The sequence below is a fragment of the Marinobacter antarcticus genome, assembly GCF_900142385.1.
In the GTDB taxonomy this organism is placed as follows: Bacteria; Pseudomonadota; Gammaproteobacteria; order Pseudomonadales; family Oleiphilaceae; genus Marinobacter; species Marinobacter antarcticus.
The window spans coordinates 553,448-577,137 of the sequence record NZ_FRAQ01000001.1; the positions used below are offsets into that span (position 1 = coordinate 553,448).

General features: G+C 58.1%; 12 protein-coding genes. 7 read left to right on the forward strand and 5 right to left on the reverse strand.

Annotated features, from left to right (window positions below):
- Nucleotides 1–97: 97 nt before the first annotated feature.
- Nucleotides 98–538 (reverse strand): hypothetical protein, encoded by a 441-nt coding sequence (locus BUA49_RS02635; RefSeq protein ID WP_072795305.1) that lies wholly within the window; start codon nucleotides 536–538, stop codon nucleotides 98–100.
- A 246-nt stretch (nucleotides 539–784) separates the two neighbouring features.
- On the opposite strand from BUA49_RS02635, the gene BUA49_RS02640 reads away from it, so the two are divergent.
- The 3 genes from BUA49_RS02640 (at nucleotide 785) to BUA49_RS02650 (ending at nucleotide 5,062) form a co-directional block, all read left to right on the forward strand.
- On the forward strand, nucleotides 785–2,047 hold the full coding sequence (locus BUA49_RS02640; protein WP_072795307.1) for an NAD(P)/FAD-dependent oxidoreductase: 1,263 nt from the start codon (nucleotides 785–787) through the stop codon (nucleotides 2,045–2,047).
- A 224-nt stretch (nucleotides 2,048–2,271) separates the two neighbouring features.
- The gene (locus BUA49_RS02645; RefSeq protein WP_072795309.1) at nucleotides 2,272–4,638 is read left to right on the forward strand and encodes a sensor domain-containing phosphodiesterase; all 2,367 of its coding nucleotides are present in this window, start codon (nucleotides 2,272–2,274) and stop codon (nucleotides 4,636–4,638) included.
- Between the two features lie 52 nt (nucleotides 4,639–4,690).
- Entirely contained in the window at nucleotides 4,691–5,062 is a 372-nt protein-coding gene (locus BUA49_RS02650; RefSeq protein ID WP_072795311.1) for a VOC family protein, read from the forward strand.
- A 28-nt stretch (nucleotides 5,063–5,090) separates the two neighbouring features.
- Here BUA49_RS02650 and BUA49_RS02655 read toward each other — a convergent pair whose 3' ends face one another.
- Nucleotides 5,091–7,355 (reverse strand): ATP-dependent DNA helicase, encoded by a 2,265-nt coding sequence (locus BUA49_RS02655; protein ID WP_072795313.1) that lies wholly within the window; start codon nucleotides 7,353–7,355, stop codon nucleotides 5,091–5,093.
- Complete coding sequence (locus BUA49_RS02660; RefSeq protein WP_072795315.1) at nucleotides 7,352–9,046, reverse strand: VRR-NUC domain-containing protein; 1,695 nt, start codon at nucleotides 9,044–9,046, stop codon at nucleotides 7,352–7,354. The genes BUA49_RS02655 and BUA49_RS02660 overlap by 4 nt, the downstream gene beginning before the upstream one ends.
- 173 nt (nucleotides 9,047–9,219) lie before the next feature.
- On the opposite strand from BUA49_RS02660, the gene recC reads away from it, so the two are divergent.
- The 3 genes from recC to recD are packed head-to-tail and all read left to right on the forward strand — an operon-like array spanning nucleotide 9,220 to nucleotide 18,832.
- Complete coding sequence (recC, locus tag BUA49_RS02665; RefSeq protein WP_072795317.1) at nucleotides 9,220–12,804, forward strand: exodeoxyribonuclease V subunit gamma; 3,585 nt, start codon at nucleotides 9,220–9,222, stop codon at nucleotides 12,802–12,804.
- Between the two features lie 5 nt (nucleotides 12,805–12,809).
- Complete coding sequence (recB, locus tag BUA49_RS02670; protein ID WP_072797614.1) at nucleotides 12,810–16,538, forward strand: exodeoxyribonuclease V subunit beta; 3,729 nt, start codon at nucleotides 12,810–12,812, stop codon at nucleotides 16,536–16,538.
- Nucleotides 16,535–18,832 (forward strand): exodeoxyribonuclease V subunit alpha, encoded by a 2,298-nt coding sequence (gene recD, locus BUA49_RS02675; protein WP_072795319.1) that lies wholly within the window; start codon nucleotides 16,535–16,537, stop codon nucleotides 18,830–18,832. The genes recB and recD overlap by 4 nt, the downstream gene beginning before the upstream one ends.
- Here recD and BUA49_RS02680 read toward each other — a convergent pair.
- The gene (locus BUA49_RS02680) at nucleotides 18,771–19,949 is read right to left on the reverse strand and encodes a phage tail sheath family protein (protein WP_072795321.1); all 1,179 of its coding nucleotides are present in this window, start codon (nucleotides 19,947–19,949) and stop codon (nucleotides 18,771–18,773) included. The two genes, recD and BUA49_RS02680, sit on opposite strands and share 62 nt — an antisense overlap.
- A 10-nt stretch (nucleotides 19,950–19,959) precedes the next feature.
- A complete protein-coding gene (locus tag BUA49_RS02685; RefSeq protein WP_072795323.1) occupies nucleotides 19,960–21,765 on the reverse strand; it encodes an ABCB family ABC transporter ATP-binding protein/permease in 1,806 nt (601 codons plus the stop codon).
- 169 nt (nucleotides 21,766–21,934) lie between these two features.
- Between BUA49_RS02685 and BUA49_RS02690 the strand changes: the two genes are divergently transcribed.
- Nucleotides 21,935–23,668 (forward strand): ABC transporter transmembrane domain-containing protein, encoded by a 1,734-nt coding sequence (locus tag BUA49_RS02690; RefSeq protein ID WP_072795325.1) that lies wholly within the window; start codon nucleotides 21,935–21,937, stop codon nucleotides 23,666–23,668.
- Nucleotides 23,669–23,690 lie beyond the last annotated feature (22 nt).

Genomic DNA, 23,690 nt, shown 5'->3' on the forward strand with positions numbered 1-23,690 from the left:
AGTGCTGGCCACTCACAGCTTATTAGGTACCCCTAAAAAAGCCGACCCTGTTAAAAGGGGCCGGCTTTTTTACGCCTTGCCGATATGCAGAAGAGACTTAGAACGTAAAGGTACGCATCGCCGGGTTCAGCATCTGACCCGCCATTTCCGGCGGAGTAGCAACACCCACACCCTCAATCAGGTCGTTCTTGCTGTAGTCACTGTTGGGCAGGTACAGCGCGCAAACGTTGGCCACGCCGCCCTGCTTCATCAGGCCACGCAACATCTGGCCGGGAGTCACGTCTTTCGGTTTCAGAGCCGGTGCTTCGTAGCTCTTCAACGCAAGGTCACCCGCTTTGTCACACAGCAGTACGTTCACCTTGGAACCCTGCTGGGCCATGGTGTTGGAAAGAACCATCGCCATACCCTGAGTTTGCGGGGAATCGCTCGAAAGAATCACCAGTACTTCCTCAACCATCTTCTGATCTCCTGCCTGAGCGCTGATGGGGGCAACGGCAACCACGGCCGCTGCGATAAGTGCCTTGAGTGATTTGACCATTATGAGGTGCTCCTGTGTTGGTTTATCGTCGGTTTGAGTCCAGAGTAGGTCCACTGTCCGCTCCGTTCAGTGACAAAGTCACCTTCAGTCGGATTAAAACTCGGCGAAATTCTCTTCAGATCGGTCTTGGAGTGAACAACCTTTTTATATTACTATTTTATATAACGATAGAACTCATTGTTTGGTACGCTTTGACTTATCTCAAGAGAAAACCGCACTTTCAAATAATGACAAGAGGTTTCAGGCATGAGCACCAACACCCCAGAACAGGGCAAAAACAAACAACACACGGTGGTTATCGTAGGGGGCGGGGCCGGAGGCATTTCCATTGCGGCCAGTCTCCACAAAAGAGACAGCGCCCTTGATATCGCGATTATTGAGCCGGCACAGACCCACCACTACCAGCCTGGCTGGACCATGGTCGGTGGCGGGATATTCAAGCCGGACGTAACGTCAAAACCCATGGCTGCCGTCATGCCCGGATTCGCCTCCTGGTACAGGGAATCGGTTCGGTCTGTCGATGAGGAGAATAACCAGGTAACTCTGGCAGACGGTTCAACCATCGGTTATCAGGCCCTGGTTCTTGCTCCCGGACTGGAACTGAACTGGGGCGGCATCGACGGCCTTAAAGAGGCTCTGGGCTCGAACGGTGTTACCTCCAACTATCAGGAAGGTATGGCCCGTTACACCTGGGAGACTGTACAGAATCTGAAAACAGGCCGCGCACTGTTCAGCCAGCCACCCATGCCCATCAAATGCGCCGGGGCACCCCAGAAGGCCATGTACCTGTCATCGGATTACTGGCTCCGGAACGGGGTTCTGAACGACCTGGACATTCAGTTCCACAACGCCGGCGCCGTGCTCTTCGGCGTTCCCGCTTACGTTCCGGCGCTGGAAAGCTATATCGAAAAGTACGATATCGGGCTTAACTATCAGAGCAATCTGGTCTCGGTGAACGGCCCGGCCCAAAAAGCCACATTTCGCCGCACAGACGCTGAAGGCAATACCGAGGACCGGGAGATCGGCTTCGATATGCTGCACGCCGTGCCACCCCAGCGAGCGCCTGAATTCATCAGACAATCCCGTCTTGCCAACGAAGGCGGCTGGCTGGATCTGGAAGATGACACACTCTGCCATAAGCGCCACACCAATATCTTTGGTCTGGGGGATGTGAGCGGGACGGGCAACGCAAAAACCGCAGCCGCGGTGCGCAAAATGGCGCCGGTGGTTGCCGAGAACCTGATCGCAAGCCTGCGTAAACAGCCGATGAAAGCCGCCTACCTTGGTTACGGTTCCTGCCCGCTGACCGTGGAAAACGGTCGTATTGTGCTGGCGGAATTTGGCTATGGCGGGGTGTTGCAGCCCACCTTTCCGTCTTGGATAAACGATGGCACCAAAGCCACAAAAATTGCCTGGTTTCTGAAAGCCAAGCAACTGCCCGCTCTGTACTGGCACGGTATGCTTAAAGGCCACGAGTGGCTTGCAAAGCCGGCACGCCGCTCAGTCTGACAGCGTAAGCCCGGACGCTTTGGCAACCGGCTTTTATGTGAATGAATGCCACAGCACCCTGGCGCTGTGGCATTCATTGCTATTATCTTATCTCAAGGTCCTGACATGCGGCGGTCGTGAAAGACTGAGGCCCATTTTCACCCTTTCATGCTTCACCAAATGTCACAAAGTAACAAATCACAATCTGTTAACATTTCGTTCGCTGGCTTTACCAAGGACCCCGAATGAATGACACGGAAACCGAAAAAAGACGACTTGCGGCGGTCATCCGACTGGGGCTTCTGGATACCTCTCCTGAAGAACGTTTTGAGCGCCTTACCCGCATCGCACGCCAGCACTATCAAGTCAGAACCGCTTTGTTCACCGTACTGGATCACGACCGTCAGTGGTTCAAATCCCGGCAGGGGCTTGATGTTACCGAAACGCCCCGCTCTGTAGCATTCTGCGACCATGCCATACGGCAGGATCAGATATTGGTTGTGGAAAATGCCTTGGAGGATCCGCGCTTTCGCACCAATCCTTTGGTACTGGGTAATCCACACATCCGTTTCTACGCCGGTATGCCGGTGCGGGAGCCTGGTGGTTTCAAAGTCGGCACCTTGTGCATCATTGACGACAAGCCACGACAGTTCAGCGAGAAAGATCTGGATGTGCTCCGCACCCTGTCCACCATGGTGGAGGAGGAGCTGGAGCGTTTATACGTCGCGTCTGATAAAAGTGAATATGTGCCGGTTTCCCACCTCAACCGGGCCATCCATCATGCGCAGAATGTTTTCCTTACAAGCGACAACGAAAACTCAGCATTTGCGCAGATGCTCAACGATCTGCTCGCCTTGACGGGAAGCCAGTTCGGGTTTATCGGAGAAGTTCTGCACGAGAACAACGGTACCCCTTTTCTGAGAGTTGGCGCCATCACGAACATCGCCTGGAGCCCCGAGACCCAGGCTCTATACCAGGAGGTGGAACGTCGGGGCATGGTTTTCGACCAGCTGGATAATATCCTCGGCAAACCCATGGTGACCGGCGAGATTATTATCTCCAACAATCTCGCCACAGATCCTCGACGCGGCGGGCTGCCTGCCGGGCATCCGCCCATTCATACGTATATTGGTATTCCGGTGTTCTCCGGGCATACGCATGTAGGGCTGATAGGGCTCGCGAATCGGGCCGAGGGCTACACTCGGAAGCTTGCAGACGAGCTGGCGCCGCTGTCACAAACCCTCGGCAATCTGATCGAGCGCAAGCGACTGTACGAGGAAAAAAGAACCCATAAAAAGGATCTTGAGCTGGCAACTAATTACGATTCGCTGACAGGCTTGCCCAATCGCCACCGGCTCACCGAACTGTTCGAACAGGAACTGTACGAAGCCGGCCGGAGAAACGGCCTGGTATCGGTGTGCTTTATTGATCTCGACGGCTTCAAGATCATCAACGATGAGCACGGCCATGCGGTGGGCGATGCGGTTCTGAGATCCGTGGCCGCCAAACTGCAAGCCACCGTGCGCAGCCATGATATCGTGGCTCGCCTGGGTGGTGACGAGTTTGTGGCCATCCTCCGTGATGTGGGCGATGAACGGGTCTATGCCAGGCTTCTGGAGGTCATCCGGCAGCCCATCAGCTTCCGGCACCACGTGCTTCAGATTTCCGGCAGCATGGGCATCACTGTGTACCCGGACGATGACTCGGATACCGATCTGCTGATTCGCCATGCGGATCAGGCCATGTATGCCGCCAAGGAAACCGGCAAGAACTGCTACAAAGTATTTGATCTTCAGTCACATTCGTCCCGTAAAGAACGGATCAGGGTTCTGGATCAGGTCGGCAGCGCCCTGCGCGAACAGCAGATGGAATTGTACTATCAGCCCAAAATCTGCTTTCGCAACCGCACAGTGAACGGTTTTGAAGCGCTTATACGCTGGAATCATCCAAAAGAGGGTATCCTCGGCCCCGGTCACTTTCTGGAGCATATCGAATACACCGAGTATGCACGCACCCTGGGGAACTTTGTGATCCGGGAAGCAGTAAAGCAGCTGGTGGAATTCGCGCGACAGGACCTGCCTTATACCCTGAGCATCAATCTGAGCCCGTCGCACTTCCTGAGCCAACAGTTCCGGGACGATATATCCGGTGCGCTGGAGGGTTGCCCCAGAGACATACGCGCTAAGCTTATTCTGGAAATTCTCGAAACCACAGCAATGGACGATACCGAAACCGTTCTGCAAAACCTCAAGGCCTGTCGCGAACTGGGCGTGGATATTTCACTGGATGACTTCGGAACCGGTTATTCGTCACTGGATTATTTTCGCCGGCTGCCGGCGCAAGAGATCAAAATCGACCGTTCGTTCGTAATGGATATGCTGAATGATGCGGACGACAGTATGATTGTCAGCGCTATTGTGAGCCTTTCGAAAAGCTTTAAGCGGCGGCTGGTTGCTGAAGGTATTGAAAGCGCGGACGTTGAACGCAAACTGATTGAGCTTGGCTGTGATATAGGCCAGGGCTTTTTTTACAGCAAACCTCTGCCATTACCCGAAGCCGTAAGCTGGGCATCAGCATATCAGCGGGATAACGGAGTAATAGCTCAGACCTAACGTCAAAAAATGAACGCCACATAACTGGCTGTGCCAGAAAAGGAGAATAAGCATGATCGGATACGTCACCATTGGTGTCAGTGATATGGAAAAAGCCAAGAAGTTCTACACGGACCTTCTGGGCGACATGGGCGCGAAACTCCTGCTGGATATGGGCCGCATTGCGTTTATTGGTGAAAGCATGAAATCCCCTATGCTGGCCGTTTGCACACCGTTCGACGGCACGCCAAACCATCCCGGTAACGGCAATATGCTGGCGCTACAGCCAGGCTCAAAAGAAGCGGTTAATACCTATTACCAGAAAGCCATTGAACTGGGTGCGACCTGCGACGGAGAACCGGGGCAGCGTATTCCTGACCAGTTCTACGGTGCCTACGTGAAAGACCTGGACGGCAACAAGCTGGCGTTTTTCCACTTCGGCTGATCCTGCCCTGTTAGAAGCTGGGGCCGCTTTAGTCAGCGGTCTCGGTTTCAAACCACCATCCCGGCAACAACCCGCGAATCTGCGGCTGTAAAAAGCGGTCGTCTATCAGCCAGATCACTCCCTGATCATCCGGTGTACGAATCACCCTTCCAGCGGCCTGAGCCACTTTCTGCAAGCCTGGAATCAGATAGGTGTACTCATAGCCGGCGCCAAAACGTTGCTGCAGCCGGTGTTTGAGAATCTCATGCCAGGCATCAAAAGGCGGTAAGCCCAGAGTGGCGACAAAGGCTCCGATCAACTGATCACCTGGCAAGTCAATTCCCTCACTGAACACACCACCCAGAACAGCGAACGCCACGCTGCCGGATTTTTCGCGGAACCCCGCCAGAAACTCCCGGCGCTGCTGCGGATTCATTCCGGGGTGCTGGGATCGCTGGGGTATATCCGGGGCATTGCTGCCCAGTGCCTCGCTCACCTCGTTCAGATATTTGAAGCTGCTGAAGAATGCCAGATAGTGCCCGGGGCGCTCCCGATATTGCTGCGCAATCAGCGCGGCAATAGGCGTTACCGACGCGTTGCGATGGGCCTGGCGGGTGCTGATCTTTGGCGTGAAATGCACCTGCAACTGGTCGGCGCTGAAGGCGCTGGGCAACGAGGTAAAACGGCTGTCCTCCGGCAAGCCCAGCAGGTCCCGGTAATAGACACCGGGGCTAAGGGTGGCAGAAAACAGCAACACCGAGGCCGCCGCCTGAAAACGGTCGCGCAGGAAATCTGCCGGGACCAGGTTCTGAATGGTCAGGCTGGCACGGCCCCGGCCTTCGCGGCGGAACTCGCACAGGGAATGATCACCAAAGGAATCCGCCAGCTTCATAAAGGCGACGGATTCAAACAGCACTTCCTGCAGCGCCAGATCCGGCGGGTTGTCCGCCAGAAAATCCGTGAGTCCGGAAACCAGCCCCAGCAGGCTGCCGGTCAATGCTGAGGGAAGGCTGTCCAGAAACACCGGAGCGTCACCCTTGTCTGAGAGGTCACGGACAACGCCCTGCCACGCGCGTGCAGTGCGATCCAAGTGGGGTTTCAAAGCCCTGGGTGCGGTTTTGCGTACTTTCAGCAGTCGTTGTTGATCCAGCTGCACCGAGTACATACCCCGGCCCCGATCCACAAGGTTGTGGGCTTCGTCCACCAGAACCACGGTTTTCCAGTTGTTTTGCCGGGTGAGGCCATGAAGCAAGGCCGATTGATCAAACATCCGGTTCACATCACCAATCACCAGATCGCACCAGCGGGCCATTTCCTGCCCCAGAAAATAGGGGCAGATGTTGTGGCCGGTGGCGATCTTCGCCAGCACTTCCTGCGTGAGCGTTGTGCCGGCCTGAGCGGCTTCGGCGCGGGCATCCGGCAATCGATCGAAGAATCCTTTGGCAAGCGGGCAGGAATCCCCGTGGCAGGCTTTGTCCGGATGCTCGCAGGCATCGGCCTTGGCCACCAGTTCCAGAGTGCGCAGGGGCCAGATCTGTGGTGCTTCCTGCGCGGCCCGCAGGCGCTCGACGGCATCCACCGCCAGTTGGCGGGCAGTGTTGCGACAGGTGAGGTACGTCAGCCGGTCGTGACCAGCGGCAGGCATGGCCATCAGTGCGGGGAACAGGGTACCCAGGGTTTTGCCCAGCCCCGTCGGCGCTTCCAGCAGCAACGTGCCGCCTTTTACCGTGTTCTTATAAACAGTTTCGGCAAGCTGACGCTGGCGGGAACGAAACTGTGGGAACGGAAAACGCAGGCCGGAAAGGCGAATATCACGCTGTTCCCGGTGATGGGCTTCCTGTTCCGCCCAGAGTCGGTAACGATCGCACAAGGCTTCCAGTTCATGCCAAAGCTCATCGGCAGTGGCGGTTTCGGTGACCGGTGTTTCACGGTTTTTGCCAAAATCGAAGTAAATCAGCGCCAGCTTCAGGGTTTTTCGGTTTTCCTGGCGGCAGAGCAGGGCGCCGTAGGCTCGTAACTGCGCCCGGTGCAAAGCACGCTGATGGGGTCTTACACGGGATAAATCCCCACGATGGGTTTTGATCTCTTCCAGCAGGCCGGAGTGTGGGTTATAAACATCAGCCCGGCCATAAAGCGCTAGCCCCAAGCACTTGCCAGTAAGTGAATACTCGCTTTTATATCCGTAACCACGTTTACCCTGAATGGCCTGATGGCCGGCCACGCCCTCTTCGGCACTGGGCGCCGGAGTATAGCGAAAGTCCAGATCGCCTTCGCGGGCAGCAAACTCGCAGAGGGTTCTGACCGCAACCTTCACGCTGTTACTCCGCTGTCCTGCCAGCGCAGATAGCACACACTGGCGGCAATGCCCTGGCGGGCGAAAAAATGCAGCCAGCGAATTTGGTGATCCTGCAGCCTATCGCCGGGGCCTTTCACTTCAATCATTTCGTAACGGGGCTTATTGTCCGCGTTCTCCGGGTAAAACCGCACAAGATCGGGGAACCCGCTTCGGTGCTCGCGTATATTCAGTAAAAGGCGCTCAAACAGAATACGAAGATCCCCCGAGGGAATACAATCCAACGCCAGAGTCAGTAGCTCTTTATTAAGCGCTGGCCAGATCACAAAGGGGTTGGTGATGCCCTGCTTGGCCTCATAAGTATCCAGAATCTGCTGGCGGTACCGGCCATCATGCAGCGCCGCAAAACACAGATTGAAAGCTGCTTGCCGACGGCTGACAAAGTCCTCCCGCACCAAATCCGCCGGCCCGGTGTGAAACGGGTGAAAGAAGGCACCGGGTATGGCTTTAAAGATGGTGTGCCAGCAAAGCAACCCGAACAGGCTGTTGATCAGTGTGTTTTCCACATAGAACACAGGTGCTTCAGGCGTGGACAGGTGATCCCGAACCACCGCCTCCACAGAGCCACCGGTTTGCGGGAGGGTCAGTATGAACTCATGGATCTCCGGGGCCCGGGGTGCCGGAGGTGCCGGCTGACCCACTTTTACCGCCAACCGCTTCAGTATGCGTGCCAGCCCTTGGGATTCGGCGTCGCTCAGCTCGTGGTTTTGCCAGTGCGCGGCGATAGCCCAGGCTTCTTCAAAGCGCTTCATCCGCTCCAGCAGGCGCAGCTGTTTCAATCTTGCCTCCCGATGGCCACTGGCCGCCAGCGCTTGCAACGCCAGCTCCCGTTCACCCTGCCGCTCCGCCTGTCGGCCCAGCTCCAGCAAAAGGCGATCACGGCGGCTGGTCAGCCACGGGTTATCCGAGGGATGCGGAACCTCTGCCCACACTTCTGCGGCTAGCACTCCGGCATCCAGCCACTCACGGCAGTGGTGCATTGCCAGGTAGGTATCCACATCGCTGCGTTGGGAAAAAGCCCGTACTTCGGGTTTAAACTCCACCGGTTCATAGCGGTGGTGGCCCAACTCCACCAGCACGAAGTCCGACCAGCTCTGGCGCAGGTTGCCGAAGAACATCAGGCGGATACGATCGAACAACGTCATCTGTTTGACCCGTACTACAGAGGCCACCTCTTGATCGAACCAGTCTGTCAGTGTTCGGGCATCAACGAAGGTGTCCCGTAGTACTTCGAGCATACGGGCTTTGGGCAGGTTTTTGGCATGTCCTGCCTGTGCCAGAACGGGTGCAAAGGCGGGACGCAGTTCGGCCAGGGTGAACAGGCGAAAGAGTTCGTCCAGCGTCAACAGCGGAGCAGCATCCAACCAGTTATCGGCAATCAGCTCATTCAACGCGTCGGCTTCCGGGCTTCCCAGTTCCGGGTAATTCAACTTGTCAGCCCGAAACAGATCACCGCTGCGCATCACCATCCGGGTCAGCAACGCGCGGGAAGGGCGAGGCAGCTCAAAGAAATCGCGCAGGCGGGCGCGCTCCGGCTCCAGCAGCAGATCCGCGTGGTGATTGGCCACCCAGGACACCACCGTTTCCATGTTTTTCAGGTAATACAGCGGGTTTTCAAGATCCGCTGCGGCGGGCCGGAGGTGCATACTCATAACGACAATGGTAAACCTTGCTACTGAGGGTTATTCAGAACGACACAATCTGTCGCTGCCTTTCATCATACTGTGTGGTGTCTACGGTCTGATTCTGCCACCAGTTGCGGTACTCTTTACTATTAATACGATGACCTGGTTACCGTTGAAACGATAATCCGATAAGGAACACAATGCCCGAGCATGCCACCATCACCCCCGGTTTTCACGCCGTCCACGCCAACTATCTGGAAGATCTGCGCCGGGCCGTGGTGTTTATCTGCCAGCAAAACCCGCTGCCGCCGCTGCAGAGCGAGACCTTTCTGGTGCAAAGCAACGGTATTGCCCAGTGGCTGAAGCTGGCACTGGCGGAAAAACGCTCGGAGGATGGCAGCGAAGGCGGGCTGGGCATCGCCGCTGGCATGGATTTCCTGTTTCCGGCGCGGTTTATCTGGCAGGCCTACCGCGCTGTGCTGCCCGATGGCGAGGTGCCGGAACAGTCCCCCTTTGATAAACGCCGGCTGGTGTGGCGGCTTTACCGGTTGCTGCCGGAACTGGTTCATACAGACGATGTGTTCAACCCGCTAGCGCGCTTTCTGGAAGGCAGCGATCCTGATTTGCGGGCGTTCCAGCTGGCCGAGAAAGTGGCGGATTTGTTCGACCAGTACCAGGTTTTCCGCGCCGACTGGCTGGCCGCCTGGGAGCAGGGCCGGGATGTGGTGATTAGCACCCGTAACGGCGAAAAACCGATTGAAGAAGACACCCGCTGGCAGCCAATGCTGTGGCGCAAGCTGGTGGAAGACACCGGCGCTGAATCCCGCACCAGCCGCTCGCAGATTCACACCCGGTTTATGGCTGAAGGCCAGCGCATAACCACGCCAGCTCACCCGAGCCGGTTACCCAAGCGCATTGTGGTGTTCGGGGTGTCATCGCTGCCACGACAGGCACTGGAAGCATTATACGTGCTGAGCCGTTTCAGCCAGGTGGTGCTGTGCGTGCACAATCCCTCACAGTATTACTGGGCTGATATTGTCAGCGACCGCGAACTGCTGAAAGCCGAGCGCAAGCGCGGAGCCAGCCACCCAACGCTGTCGCAGATTGAGGATGCTGACCAATTGCACCAGCACGCCAATCCGCTGCTGGCGGCCTGGGGCAAGCAGGGCAGGGATTACATCCGCCTGCTGGACGAATTCGATAATCCCGATGAGTACCGCGCCAGCTTCCAGACCCCGGACCAGAAGATCGATATCTTCTCGGAGCATGGCACAGGACAGGCGCCCTGCCTGCTGCACCAGCTGCAGAACGACATTTACAATCTGACTCCGCTGCAGGAGATTCGCGACGAACAGCGCGAGCTGGATTTTAACCAGGATGGCTCTTTACCCGCTGATGGCTCCATAACCTTCCACGATGCCCACAGCCCACAGCGGGAAGTGGAAATTCTGCATGACCAGCTGCTGGCCGCGTTTAACGCTGACGCCACGCTGCGGCCCCGCGATATCATGGTGATGGTGCCGGATATCAACGTCTACGCGCCGCATATCCAGGCGGTGTTTGGACGCTATCCGCCGGGGCGCAAGCGCCATATTCCCTTCACCATTTCCGATCAGGGCCAGCGCCACCACGAGCCCGTATTGATTGCTCTGGAAACGCTCATGTCGTTGCCCCGCAGCCGTTTCGGGGTGAGTGAGATCATCAGCCTTTTGGAAGTACCCGGCATTCGCGACCGTTTCGAGATTGCCGAGGAAGAGATCCCCCTGGCCCGACGCTGGGTCGAGGGCGCCAACATCCGCTGGGGGCTTCACGGCGCACACCGGGAAAGCCTGGAGCTACCTGCAGATCTAGAGCGCAACACCTGGCAGTCTGGCCTGCGTTCCATGCTGCTGGGTTACGGTATGGGCGACGACGAGCCCTGGGCGGGCGTTCAGCCCTATGGCGAAATTGGCGGCCTGCAGGCCAGCCTCGCGGGGCGCCTTGGTGAGTTTGTGTACCGTCTGGAAACCCTGTGGCAGGATCTGCAGGCAAGCCGCGCACCCCAGCAATGGGAAGCGCTTTTCTCTGCCATGCTCGAGCAGTTTTTCCACAAGGTAGAAGGCCACGATCTGTTGTTGCTGAACCGCTTCCGGCGGCAACTGGAGCAATGGTTGGAAGACACGCTCACAGCGGGGCTGGAACAACAGCCCATGCCGCTGAACATCGTGAAGGACGTGTTGCTGGAAGGCCTGGATGAAGGCGGCCTGAACCAGCGCTTTCTGGCCGGCAAGGTGAACTTCGCCACGCTGATGCCCATGCGGGCAATTCCTTTCCGCAAGGTGTGCCTGCTGGGCATGAACGACGGTGATTACCCGCGCTCGCGACCGCCGGTGGATTTTGACCTGATGGCTCAGGACTATCGGCCGGGCGACCGATCCCGCCGGGAGGATGACCGTTACCTGTTTCTGGAAGCCATGCTATCAGCCCGGGAACAGCTGTACATCAGCTGGGTAGGGCGCAGCATCCGCGACGATTCTCCACGGCCACCGTCGGTTCTGGTGGGCCAGTTGCAGGATCATCTGGACAGCCTCTGGAGTGTACAGGGGCAGCCAGACATTACTTTGACTGCAGCCCTCACCACATGCCACCCCCTGCAGCCGTTCAGCCGCGACTATTTCCCTCAGGTCCAGCACGCTCGCAGCCTGTTCACCTACGAACACGAATGGCGCGGCGCCCATGGCAACGAGGCTGCGGAGCAAAAGGAGCAGCAAAAAGAGCAGCTTCAGCAAGAAGCCCTGCCATATCAGCAGCCCGAGGAACCCATCACCCTTAATGACCTTGCGGGCTTTCTGAAAAAGCCCGTAGATACGTTCTACCAGCGCCGCCTGCAAGTGCGCTTCGAAGACGTGGAAGATGACGACACGGATAACGAAAACTTTGACCTGACCGGTCTCGATCGCTGGCGCCTGGACACCGAGCTGATTGAACAGGGCCTGCTGAAAGCCGGTGATGAAGAAGACCTGCACGAACGCCTGGAAAGCACTCTGGATCGCATGGCCAGGCGTGGCGACCTCGGCATGGGTGTAACCGAGCACCGGCTGCGCAATGAGCTCTCCGGCCGCCTGCCGGATCTGTTCCAGCGTTATCAGGGCGCACTGGCCGAATGGCCCGAGTTAGTCAGCGAACCGGTGCCGTTTGAGCATCACCTGACCAACAACATCGGGTCAGTGGAGGTGCTGGATCTGATTGGCAACCTGCGCCGCAACCACGAAGGCAAATTCTGCCGGCTGGTTATCGCCGGTTCCAGCCTGCTCAGTGGCAGCGGTAGTAGCAAAAAAATCCGCTATGCCAATTTAATGCGGGACTGGGTCATTCATCTCGCCGGACAACTGACAACACATCCTTTTGAAACTCTGATTCTGGGTAAGGAAGAAAAACGCAACGTCTTCTTTGCGCCTCTGCCAAAGGAAACCGCAATCAAGCATCTTAACGCCATGCTGGCACGCTGGATAGAGGCCAGCACCCGCCCTTTGCCGCTGCAGTGTGAGGCTGGTTTTGCCTGGATTTACAGCTTCTACCAAAGCAAGAAATTCCTCGGTGACCATGAGCGCGCCATCAGCGACGCGCAACAGGCTTACACCACTGCGCTGGAACGGGATACCGGCTACCTGCGAGGCGCCTTTGAAAGTGCAGAAGCGCTCATGGAAAGCGGCGAATTTGAGGCGCTGCTGCACGCACTTTATGTGCCTCTGTGGGAAGCCGAACAGGACAAATCCGCCGCTGGCCAGATTGAGGGCAAGGTATGACAGCCATGACAGCTAAGACAGGCGCGAACCCCAACCTTGATCCGCTAGCACTGCCCCTGAATGGCAGCAGCCTGATCGAGGCCAGCGCCGGCACCGGCAAAACCTTCACTATTGCCATCCTTTACGTGCGCTTGGTACTTGGCAACGGCCAGCCCGAGGGCAGCGCCCTGGCTGCAGGCATGCTGCCGCCGAATCTGCTGGTAGTCACCTTTACCGACGCCGCCACCAAGGAGCTGCGGGATCGTATCCGCACCCGGCTCACTCAGGCTGCCGAGGTGTTTTCCAGCGCCGCTGACAGTATCCAGCCCTCGGCGGAAACGGCGCTGATTCATAAGCTCCGGGACGAAAGCTATCCAGACCCCGACACCTGGCCAGACTGCCGCAAAAAGCTGCTGCTGGCCGCCGAGTGGATGGACGAAGCGGCAGTATCCACCATCCACGCCTGGTGTAATCGTATGCTCACTGAGCATGCGTTCGACAGTGGCAGCCTGTTCCGGCTCACACTGGAAACCGACCAAAGTGATCTGCTGGATGAAGTTGCGCGGGATTACTGGCGCACCTTTATCTATCCGCTCTCGCCGGTACTGATGGACGAAGTGCTGAGCCACTGGAAAACCCCGGACATCCTGCGTGCAGCCGTGCGTAACCTGATTGGCGATGCCGATTCTTTGAACGTCGCCACCGACGACGTTAAGCAGGCCATTGAAGCCACCGTGCAACGGCGGATAGAACAGGCGCAGGCACTGAAAGCGCGTCCCTGGGCAGACTGGAAGCCCGTAGTAACCGACATGCTTATCGAGCTCAACAAGAGCAAACGCCTGCACGGTGGCAGCATGAAGCCGATGATTGCCGCCTGGGACAAGCTTTTGGACTGGGCAGCCTCCGATGAGCTCTACCCGGAAGGGCTGGAGAAAGCCGGTTTCCAGAACCAGACGCCGGACATCCTGCCCACAAAACTCAAAGGCGATGGCGATGTGCCTCACCACCCAGCCTTTGATGCCATCGAAGAACTGATCACTTTTGCAGAAAGCCTGCCCAGCGTCGAGGCTGACATTCTCAGGCACGCCACCCGCTGGATTGCGGCGCGGCTGGAATCGGAAAAACAGAAGCGCTCGGAAATGGGCTTCGACGATCTGCTCACGCGCCTGGACGATGCCCTTCATGGCCCCCGTGGCGACCAACTGGCCGCCACCATCCGCCGCCAGTTTCCGGTGGCGCTGATTGACGAATTCCAGGACACCGACCCGGTGCAGTACCGCATCTTCAACCGCATTTACCGGGTTGCAGAGAACCATCCGGACACCTGCCTGCTGATGATCGGCGATCCGAAACAGGCCATCTACGGCTTCCGCGGCGCCGATATCTACACCTATCTGGATGCACGCACCGGTGCCCGCGATCGCACCTGGACCCTGGGCCGCAACTTCCGTTCGTCCAAACCCATGGTGAAAGCAGTCAACCGGGTGTTCGAGCATGGCGATCAGAACAGCCCTGAGGGGGCCTTCCTGTTCGGCAAAGGCGATACCTCACCCCTGCCATTTCAGGGCGTGGAGGCCAACGGCACCAAACGTCTGTGGTCGGTGAACGGCGACATACAGCCCAGCCTCACCCTGTGGTCACTGGAAAGCGATCAGGAACACAACAGCGGCAACCGCAAAAGCCTTGCCAAAGGCACCGCGACCACCGAAGTAGCAGAAACCTGTGCCAGCGAAATCGCGCGCTTGCTGACTTTGGGCCAGCAGGGGTTGGCAGGATTTGCCATAGAAAACAACGCTGAAGATCTGGAGTCAGTTGCACCTAAAGACATCGCCATTCTGGTGAACAATCGCAACGAAGCGGCTGCAGTGCGCGATGCTTTGGGCCAGAGACGCATCAAAAGCGTGTACCTGTCCGACCGGGATTCGGTGCTGACCTCCCAGGAGGCCAAGGAAGTACTATGCTGGCTCAAAGCCTTTGCCGAACCCCGGCAGTTGGCCTATGCCCGGGCGGCACTGGCCACCCCCACACTGGGGCTACCCTGGAGCTATCTCGATCAACTACTGACCGACGAAATGGCGCTGGAGCGTGAGATCGAGCGCTTTATGGGCTACCAGCAACAGTGGCAAAGCCAGGGCGTGCTGCCCATGCTGCGAAGCTTTCTGATGGACTTCGAAGTGCCCGGGCAATTGCTGCAGCGCGCTGATGGCGAACGCCGGCTAACCGACATTCTGCATATTGCAGAACTGCTGCAACAGGACAGCCTGCAACTGGATGGCGAGCACGCGCTGGTACACCACTACACCCAGATTCTGCGGGCAGCGGACGACGAAGACGAACACCGCACTCTGCGCCTGGAAAGCGACGCCGGGCTGGTAAAGGTCATCACCGTGCACAAATCCAAAGGCCTGGAATATCCGCTGGTGTTCCTGCCCTTTGGCACCGCGTTCCGCGCTCAGAGTGAAAAACAGTCGTTCGTGCGGTATCACGATGACAGCTCACAGCTGATCACCGTCTTCGATCCCACACCGGAAGACGTTGCCCGTGCAGACAGCGAACGGCTGGGCGAGGACATCCGCAAACTCTACGTGGCCCTGACCCGCGCCCGCTTCGCCACCTGGGTGGGCGTTGCCGACATTGAATACTGGCACCTCAGCGGCTTGGGTTATCTGCTGGGTGGTGAACCTGCGGCACAGCAGCCGCTGAGTGACGCGTTGAGCAATCTCGCCAATGGCTACACCGAGCTCTCTGCAGAGCCGCTGCCGGCCGCTACCGATCTGCGTTATGTGGAAGAAGCACCCGCAGCGCTCGGGCCCGCACTGATCTCTACCCGCGAAGCTCGGGAAGACTGGTGGATTGCCAGTTACTCATCTCTGGAATACAGCGGGCTCTCTGGCACGGGCATTGTGTTCTCCGGCGAAGTGGAAGACGCAGAAACCCAGAACCTGCTGGAAGAGGGCGCCCACAACAGCGAGGAGGACGACATAGCCGTTCCGCTCAGCCACAGCCTGCATCATTTTCCCAAAGGCGCAGGCCCGGGTACGTTTCTGCACGACCTGCTGGAATGGTGTGTGCAGCATGGTTTGCAACACATTGTGGATAACCCGCTGTTGCTGCGCGAACAGCTCATCCGCCGCTGCAGTACCCGGGGCTGGAGTGACTGGGTAGACACTCTGGAGCAGTGGATACTTGCGCTGATTCAACAACCACTGCCATTGAGCCGCGACAGCGGCGAAAGCGCCAGCCTGGCGAGCCTTGGCACACTGCGCCCGGAGCTGGAATTCTGGTTTGAAAGCCGCAACGTCAGCACCCGGGCCATGGACAGGCTGGTTACCCAACACACTCTCAATGGCGCTGACCGACCACAGGTAGATGGCGGGCGCTTCAACGGCATGCTGAAAGGCTTTATCGATCTGGTGTTTGAACACAAAGGGCAGTATTACGTGCTGGATTACAAATCCAACCATCTGGGCGATAACGACAGCGCCTACACCGATCAGGCCATGGGTGAGGCAATTCTGGAGAAACGCTACGACCTGCAGTACATCCTCTACCTGCTGGCCCTGCACCGCTTGCTGAAAGCGCGCCTGCCGGACTACGACTACGACCAGCACATAGGCGGCGCGGTCTATCTGTTTTTACGGGGTGTGAATGCGCCGGGGGCCGGTGCGTTTACCGATAAACCACCCAGAGCACTGATCGAACAACTGGATGCCATGTTTGACGGCAAGGCAGCCTCCGGGGAGGTGGCGGCATGAGCAAAACACGGAATACCGAAAACCAGTTTACCTTTGATCTGGACGAAGCTCTTGATCTGGAAAAAAAAGCGCCCGCTGCTCCCGTCCATGGTAGTGGTAGCCCCGGTAACAACAGCCTTGCCCTGAATCAGACAGAAACGGTTCTGGAGCTGCTGGATCACTGGCAGCAAGCCGGCTGGATTCGACCGCTGGACGTACGCTTTGCGCGGCTGATTCAAGACTTGTCGGAAGAGCAGGGTGATGCACCGCAACCGCTGGTTTTACTGCTCGCCGCACTGACGTCCCATCAGGTGGGCCGGGGCCACGTGTGCGTGGATCTGGCAACCCTACTGGCCGATGCGGATAGCACTCTCTCGCTGCCACCAGAGGAACCTAACGGTACCAGCTCTTTTGCAGGCCCGACAACCGGTGACGCCAGCCAGACCGGACCGGGCGAACTCCTGGCCCGGGTGTCCACTCAGGAGTGCCTATCCGCTCTGGGCAATGCTTTGGCGGTAAGTGATGGTTCACACACTACGCCGCTGGTGTTGAATGGTACCCGTCTGTACCTGCGCCGCTTCTGGCGTTATGAGCAGCAGATTGCTGCCGGCATTTTGCAGCGCCTGGCGCAGCCGTCCACTCTGGCGGACCCGGCTTCGCCAGCTGCCGTAACACTGAGCGAAGCTCTGGAAGTACTGTTCAAACCTCAGAATTCTGTGGGCTCTCCTGTGGACTATCAAAAGCTCGCCTGTGCCTTGGCAGCCCGCAATCGTTTCGCCGTCATTACCGGCGGCCCGGGCACCGGCAAGACCACCACCGTGGTGAATTTACTGGCAGCCCTGCAGTCCGTCGCCGGCGAATCCACTGAGCGGGAGGGGCGCAAATACCGTATTCGCCTGGCCGCGCCCACCGGCAAAGCCGCAGCACGGCTGAACGAATCCATTGGCGGCGCGGTCAGCCGCCTGCCACTGGCGCAGTTGCCCGGACAGGTCACTCTTGCAGACATTCCCACCAAAGTAACTACCTTGCACCGGCTGCTGGGCAGCCGCCCCGACACCCGCAAATTCCGCCACAACCGGGACAACCCGCTGCTGGTGGATATTCTGGTGATCGACGAAGCCTCCATGGTCGATCTTGATCTGATGGCGTCGGTATTTGATGCCCTGCCCGCCAACGCCCAGCTGATTCTGTTAGGCGATAAAGACCAGCTGGCGTCGGTAGACGCCGGTGCAGTGCTGGGCGAGCTATGCCAGCGCGCGCCAGACGGGCATTATCAGCCAGCGACAGTGCAATGGCTGCAAGCCATAACCGGTACCGACATCCCGATAGCCTTGCAGGACACCGAAGGCCAGCCACTGGATCAGGCGGTGGCCATGTTGCGCAAGAGTTATCGCTTTGCGGAAGGCAGCGGTATTCGCCAGCTGGCCGAAGCGGTTAACACCAACGCCTTGAACGCAAACACCCTCCAGCAGGCCCGTAACGCCGAGTTTGAGGATGTGATATGGCTGAATGGCCGCAACAAAAAACCATCGCTGGAAGATACCCAGGCGCTGATCTGCGGCCATGCGGGCAGCGGCAGCCCTCAGGCGTTCAGCAACAACGGGGAAGGGCGAATCGATGACAACGGGCAGCCTCTGTCGCCACCGGTGGGTTACCGCCATTACTTATCGCTGATGCAGAATCACAACCTCGACAGCAACAGCACAACCGAGCAGTGGGACGAACTGGCCAAATCGGTATTGCAGGCTTTCAGTGATTTTCAGGTACTGTGCGCCCTGCGCCGTGGGCCCTGGGGCGTGGAGGGCCTGAACGAGCTGATCGCCCATCACTTGCTTGGGCAAGGGCTGATTCCAAGAGCCGAAGGCTGGTACGCCGGGCGCCCGGTGCTGATTACCGGCAACGATTACAACCTGGGGCTGATGAACGGCGACGTGGGCATTACCTTCAGCCTGCCCTGGGGCGCTGGCTCTCAAAACACGCAAAACAGCGGTGACAGCCCTCAAACAGTGTTGCGCGTTGCGTTTCCCGCCAGCGACGGCAGTGGCGCGATCCGCTGGATCTCACCCAGCCGGCTGCAGCAGCTGGAAACCGTGTACGCCATGACAGTGCATAAATCCCAGGGTTCGGAGTTCAATCACACCTGCCTGGTGTTGCCCGATCGCCTGAGCCCTGTGCTCACCAAAGAGCTGGTCTACACAGGCATCACCCGGGCAAAGAACTGGTTCAGCCTGATTACCGGCGACACCAGCGTATTCAGCGAAAGCGTCGGGCAGAGGGTCGTGCGCGCCTCAGGGTTGGCTTCAGTGCTGGCTTGAGTGCTGACTTCAGTGCTGGTGGGGCGCCGGCGCTCTGCCCAGCAACCAGCCGGAGCTTGAGGATTACGAATTCCGCCGGGCGCTGCGCTGCGAAACCCACCATCAAGTTGACCCGGCCCAGATCGATGTCGTTCTGTGATGTGGTGCTGGCATCACAGCTCACGAAATAAGCATCGGATGCCTTGGTTCCCGAGAATGCACCCTGCTGGAAAAGGTTGTGCATGAACAAGCCAACGGCCCCGTGTATCACCATCCACAAATTCCCATCATTCTGCTCGTACCTGGCGAATGCCAGTCCACGATAAAGACTTTCCTCGATGAAGAGCGCCGTACGCCGAACGGAGATGTATTTGTATTCGTCCCCGCTGTCAAAACCGGCCATGGTGCGCCCGCCCCAAACCGCCGCGCCGCCGGCGAATTGCCGCAGAGCGTTGACCCCTTGGGGGTTGATCACTCCGTTCTCGGCGCTCGAAATCACATGCTCCAAGCCGGTTGCCCCTAGAATAGACGCATCCCGGCCCGCTGCCGCCTTCCAGACGCCACGCCGAGTGTCAGTGCGCGAGATGATGCCCGCAATGGTGCCGGCCGGGTCAATGGGTAAAGGGGCCGAAGCCACCTTGATGCGCGGCCAATAGATGCCGGCATGATCGATAACGGCCCCAATACGCATGCCCGGGATTCCAGCTGCGACATCGTTCACCGTTTTCCAGTCTTCCCGCGGATCGACAATCAGGAAAGCTCGCCGACGCTGACAGAATACGCTGGCAGTGCCCCATAACAGTTGCCGCTGGTCATCGGTCTGCCCGTAGCCACGGGGCAAAACCAGCAAGTTGAATGGTTCGACCGCAGACTCCGGCGAGTTGAAGACGTTTGCGTAGTCGACCAGCTCCGGAGTGTCTCCGTCGTCGCCTGCAATACGCACGACAATCGCTTCGGCGCCGCCGTTTAGGAAAAACTGCCGGATCTGAGACACCAGCTCGCCATAGGCAGCATCGTTGCCGAAGATCTGTTCGAACTGAGCAAAGTTGCTGATCGGGGTCGGGTTACCCAGGTCACCTTTGCGAGCCATACCGATAAAGAGTGTGATTGATGTTGGTAAACTCGTGATCGTTGCCATTTTCAGTTCCTTAGGTGCGTTCCTCTTCTTCATCGCTGTGCTGTTGCTGCAACCACAATCTGGCGTAGTAACCGTTCTGTGCCAGCAACTCACCGTGACCGCCGCTTTCGACAATCTGGCCGTGATCCATCACCAGAATCGTATCGGCGTCACGCACGGTTGATAGGCGATGTGCGATAACCAGTGTGGTGCGCTGGCGGCTAACTTCGTTGAGGGCGCCCAGAATCGCCTGCTCGGAAATGGAATCCAGCGACGAGGTAGCTTCATCCAGGATCAACAGCGGCGGGTTTTTCAGCAGCACCCGGGCAATAGCAACGCGCTGTTTTTCGCCACCGGAGAGTTTCAGGCCGCGTTCACCTACTTTGGTGTCGTAACCCTCCGGCAGGCTGCGGATGAAATCGTCCAGGTGCGCCTGGCGGACAGCATGGTGTACTTCGGCTTCTGTGGCCTCAGGGCGGCCGTAGGCCAGGTTGCGGTAAAGCGTGTCGTTGAACAGCACGGTGTCTTGCGGAACCACACCGATAGCCGCGCGCAAGCTATCCTGGCTGACCTCGCGAATGTCCTGGCCATCAATGGTGATATAGCCTTTATCCACATCAAAAAACCGGAACAGCAGGCGCGCAAGGGTGGATTTACCGGCACCACTGGCACCCACAATCGCCAGGGTATGCCCGGCGGGTATGGAAAAATCCACATCCTGCAGAATCCGGCGGTCCGCACGGTAGGCAAAATACACATGATGGAAGCCCACCTCGCCTTTATCCACAACCAGCGCTGGCGCCTCCGCAGCGTCTGCAACCGCCGGCTTTTCGTCCAGCAGACCGAACAGGCGCTCCACATTCACCAGGGACTGACGGATTTCCCGGTAGACAAAACCCAAGGCGTTCAAAGGGATGAACAGCTGAAGCAGGTAGGCGTTGATCATGGTGAAATCGCCCAGAGTAATGGCACCACTGGCCACCTCCCGTACGGCCATCGCCATCATGACAATCATTGCTACGCCAATGATGAACGCTTGGCCGGTGTTGAGTGCGGCGAGGGACAGTCGGTTTTTCAGGCGCGCCTGCTCCCAACCTTCAAGGTCCTGGTCGTAGAGGTCGGCTTCAAACTGCTCGTTATTGAAGTACTTCACGGTTTCGTAGTTAAGCAGGCTGTCTATGGCACGTGAATTGGACTGGTTGTCCCGGGCATTGGCCTCGCGCACGAATCGGGTTCGCCATTCAGTGACCACAATGGAAAATACGATATAAACCGCCACGGCAATGAGGATGGCAAACACATAACTGGCGTTGAACGCTGCCAGCAGAACGCCCGCCACCATCAGGATTTCCAGCAGGGTCGGAACAATGTTGAACAGGGTAAAGCGCAGCAAGAAGCTGATACCGGTGGTGCCCCGTTCGATGTCCCGGGCCAGGCCTCCGGTTTTGCGATCCAGATGGAACGCCAGTTCACGATTATGGAGATGGCGGAACACCCGCAGTGATACTCGCCGCATGGCGCGCTCGGCAACACGCGCAAACACGGCGTCCCGCAGCTCACTGAACAAGGTGCTGGCAAACCTCAGCACACCATAGGCGAGCACCAGCACCAGGGGAATCCACAGCAACAGCTCACCTTCGCGGCCCTGATCCAGATAATCCACAATGTATTTCAGCGCCACAGGGGTGGCTACCGTGGCCAGCTTTGCCAGTATCAGGAAGGCGACAGACAGAGCTACCCGCCCACGAAACTCGGCGAGATAGGGCCAGAGCCCGGCGATCACTTTCCAGTCGGGTTTGTGGTTAGCGGGGTAATCACTGTCAGCGTATGCGCGCACGGGAATTCCTTCATTGTCACAGAGGGGACAAGCGTATGATAAGGCTCGTTGGGAGCAGACGTCGTATATCTGCCCGAGTTTACAGCACCGCAGCTTTTTACAGCACCGCAACTTTTTACGACGCCGCAACTTCAGGAGGCACATCATCAAAACTCGTCACCGGCAGGCCTTGAAACTGGTCATCGGCTTTATTCTTCCCTATCGCAAGGCAGTTGCGGGTGCTCTGGTGGCGCTGATCTTCACCGCGGGTATCACGCTCGGGTTGGGGCAGGGCCTGCGGATTCTGGTCGATCAGGGTCTGGCAACGGAATCCCCGGCCAATCTGGCCCGGGCTATCGGGCTGTTTTTCATTCTGGTGCTAGGGCTGGCGTTCGGATCCTTCGCCCGGTTCTATCTGGTGTCCTGGATTGGTGAACGAGTAGTAGCCGATATCCGCAAACAGGTCTTCAATCATCTGATCGACCTGCACCCAGGTTTTTTCGAGCAAAATCGTGCTCTGGAAATACAGTCGCGCTTTACCGCCGATACCACGGTGCTCCAGTCGGTTATCGGCTCGACGGTCTCCATTGCCTTGCGCAATTTGCTGATGCTGATGGGCGGCCTGCTGTTGCTGTTTATCACCAACGCCAAGCTGGCCGGGATTATCCTGCTGGGCTTTCCTCTGGTTATTGTGCCGATCCTGTTTTTCGGCCGGCGGGTCCGGCAGCTGTCGCGGCTCAGCCAGGACAGAGTGGCGGATGTGGGCAGTTACGTGGGAGAAAACCTGACCCAGATAAAAACCGTGCAGGCCTTCAATCACCAACCCCACGACCGGCGCTTTTTTGCGGAGGTTTCTGAACGCGCCTTCGACATTGCCCGTGCCCGCATAAAACAGCGCGCCTGGTTGACCACTCTGGCTATTTCCCTGGTGATGGGAGCGGTCGGCGTTGTGATCTGGATTGGCGGCCTGGATGTTATTCATGGCCGCATTACCCCGGGAGAGCTTGCGGCGTTTGTGTTCTACAGCCTGCTGGTGGGCGTAGCCGCTGGGGCTATCAGCGAAGTGATCGGGGAGCTTCAGCGGGCTGCCGGTTCTGCTGCGCGGCTGTTTGAATTGCTGCAGACTGAGCCGGCATTTGACCGACCTGCGGGACAGGCATCTGGATTCCCGGGAACCATTACCGGCGATATAACCATCGAAGGTCTTAATTTCAGCTACCCCGGCCGCAGTGAACACCCGGCACTGACCGATATCTGCCTGCATGTCCGTGCCGGGGAAACCCTGGCTCTGGTAGGCCCCTCCGGCGCCGGAAAATCCACATTGTTTGACCTGCTGCTGCATTTCTATCAACCCGACAGTGGCACCCTTTACATTGACGGTACGGATAGCGCCACGGTGTCCCTGGAGGCACAGCGCAGCTGCTTTTCACTGGTGCCCCAGAACCCGGCACTGTTCCATGGCACAGTGGCTGACAACATTCGCTACGCACGCCCTGACGCTAGCCAGGCCGATGTTGAAAACGCCGCACGCATCGCTCACGCCCATGAATTCATAGAGATGTTACCCGAGGGTTACCTCACCCGCCTGGGAGACGCCGGGTTGGGGCTTTCCGGGGGCCAGAAGCAACGGCTTGCTATTGCCCGGGCACTGCTCGCCGATGCGCCCATTTTGTTGCTGGATGAAGCCACCAGCGCTCTGGATGCGGAAAGCGAGAATCTGATCCAGCAAGCCATGCCAGCGCTCACGTCCGGCAGAACCACACTTGTGATTGCCCACAGGCTTGCCACAGTGCGGGACGCGGACCGAATTGCCATTCTGGATCAGGGCCGCCTTCTAGCGGTGGGCAGTCATGACGAGCTTATACAGGAAAACGCGCTATACCGGCGCCTGGCAGAGCTACAATTTCGGGAGTCGCCGGTATGAAATTCAACGTTATCCGTTTGTG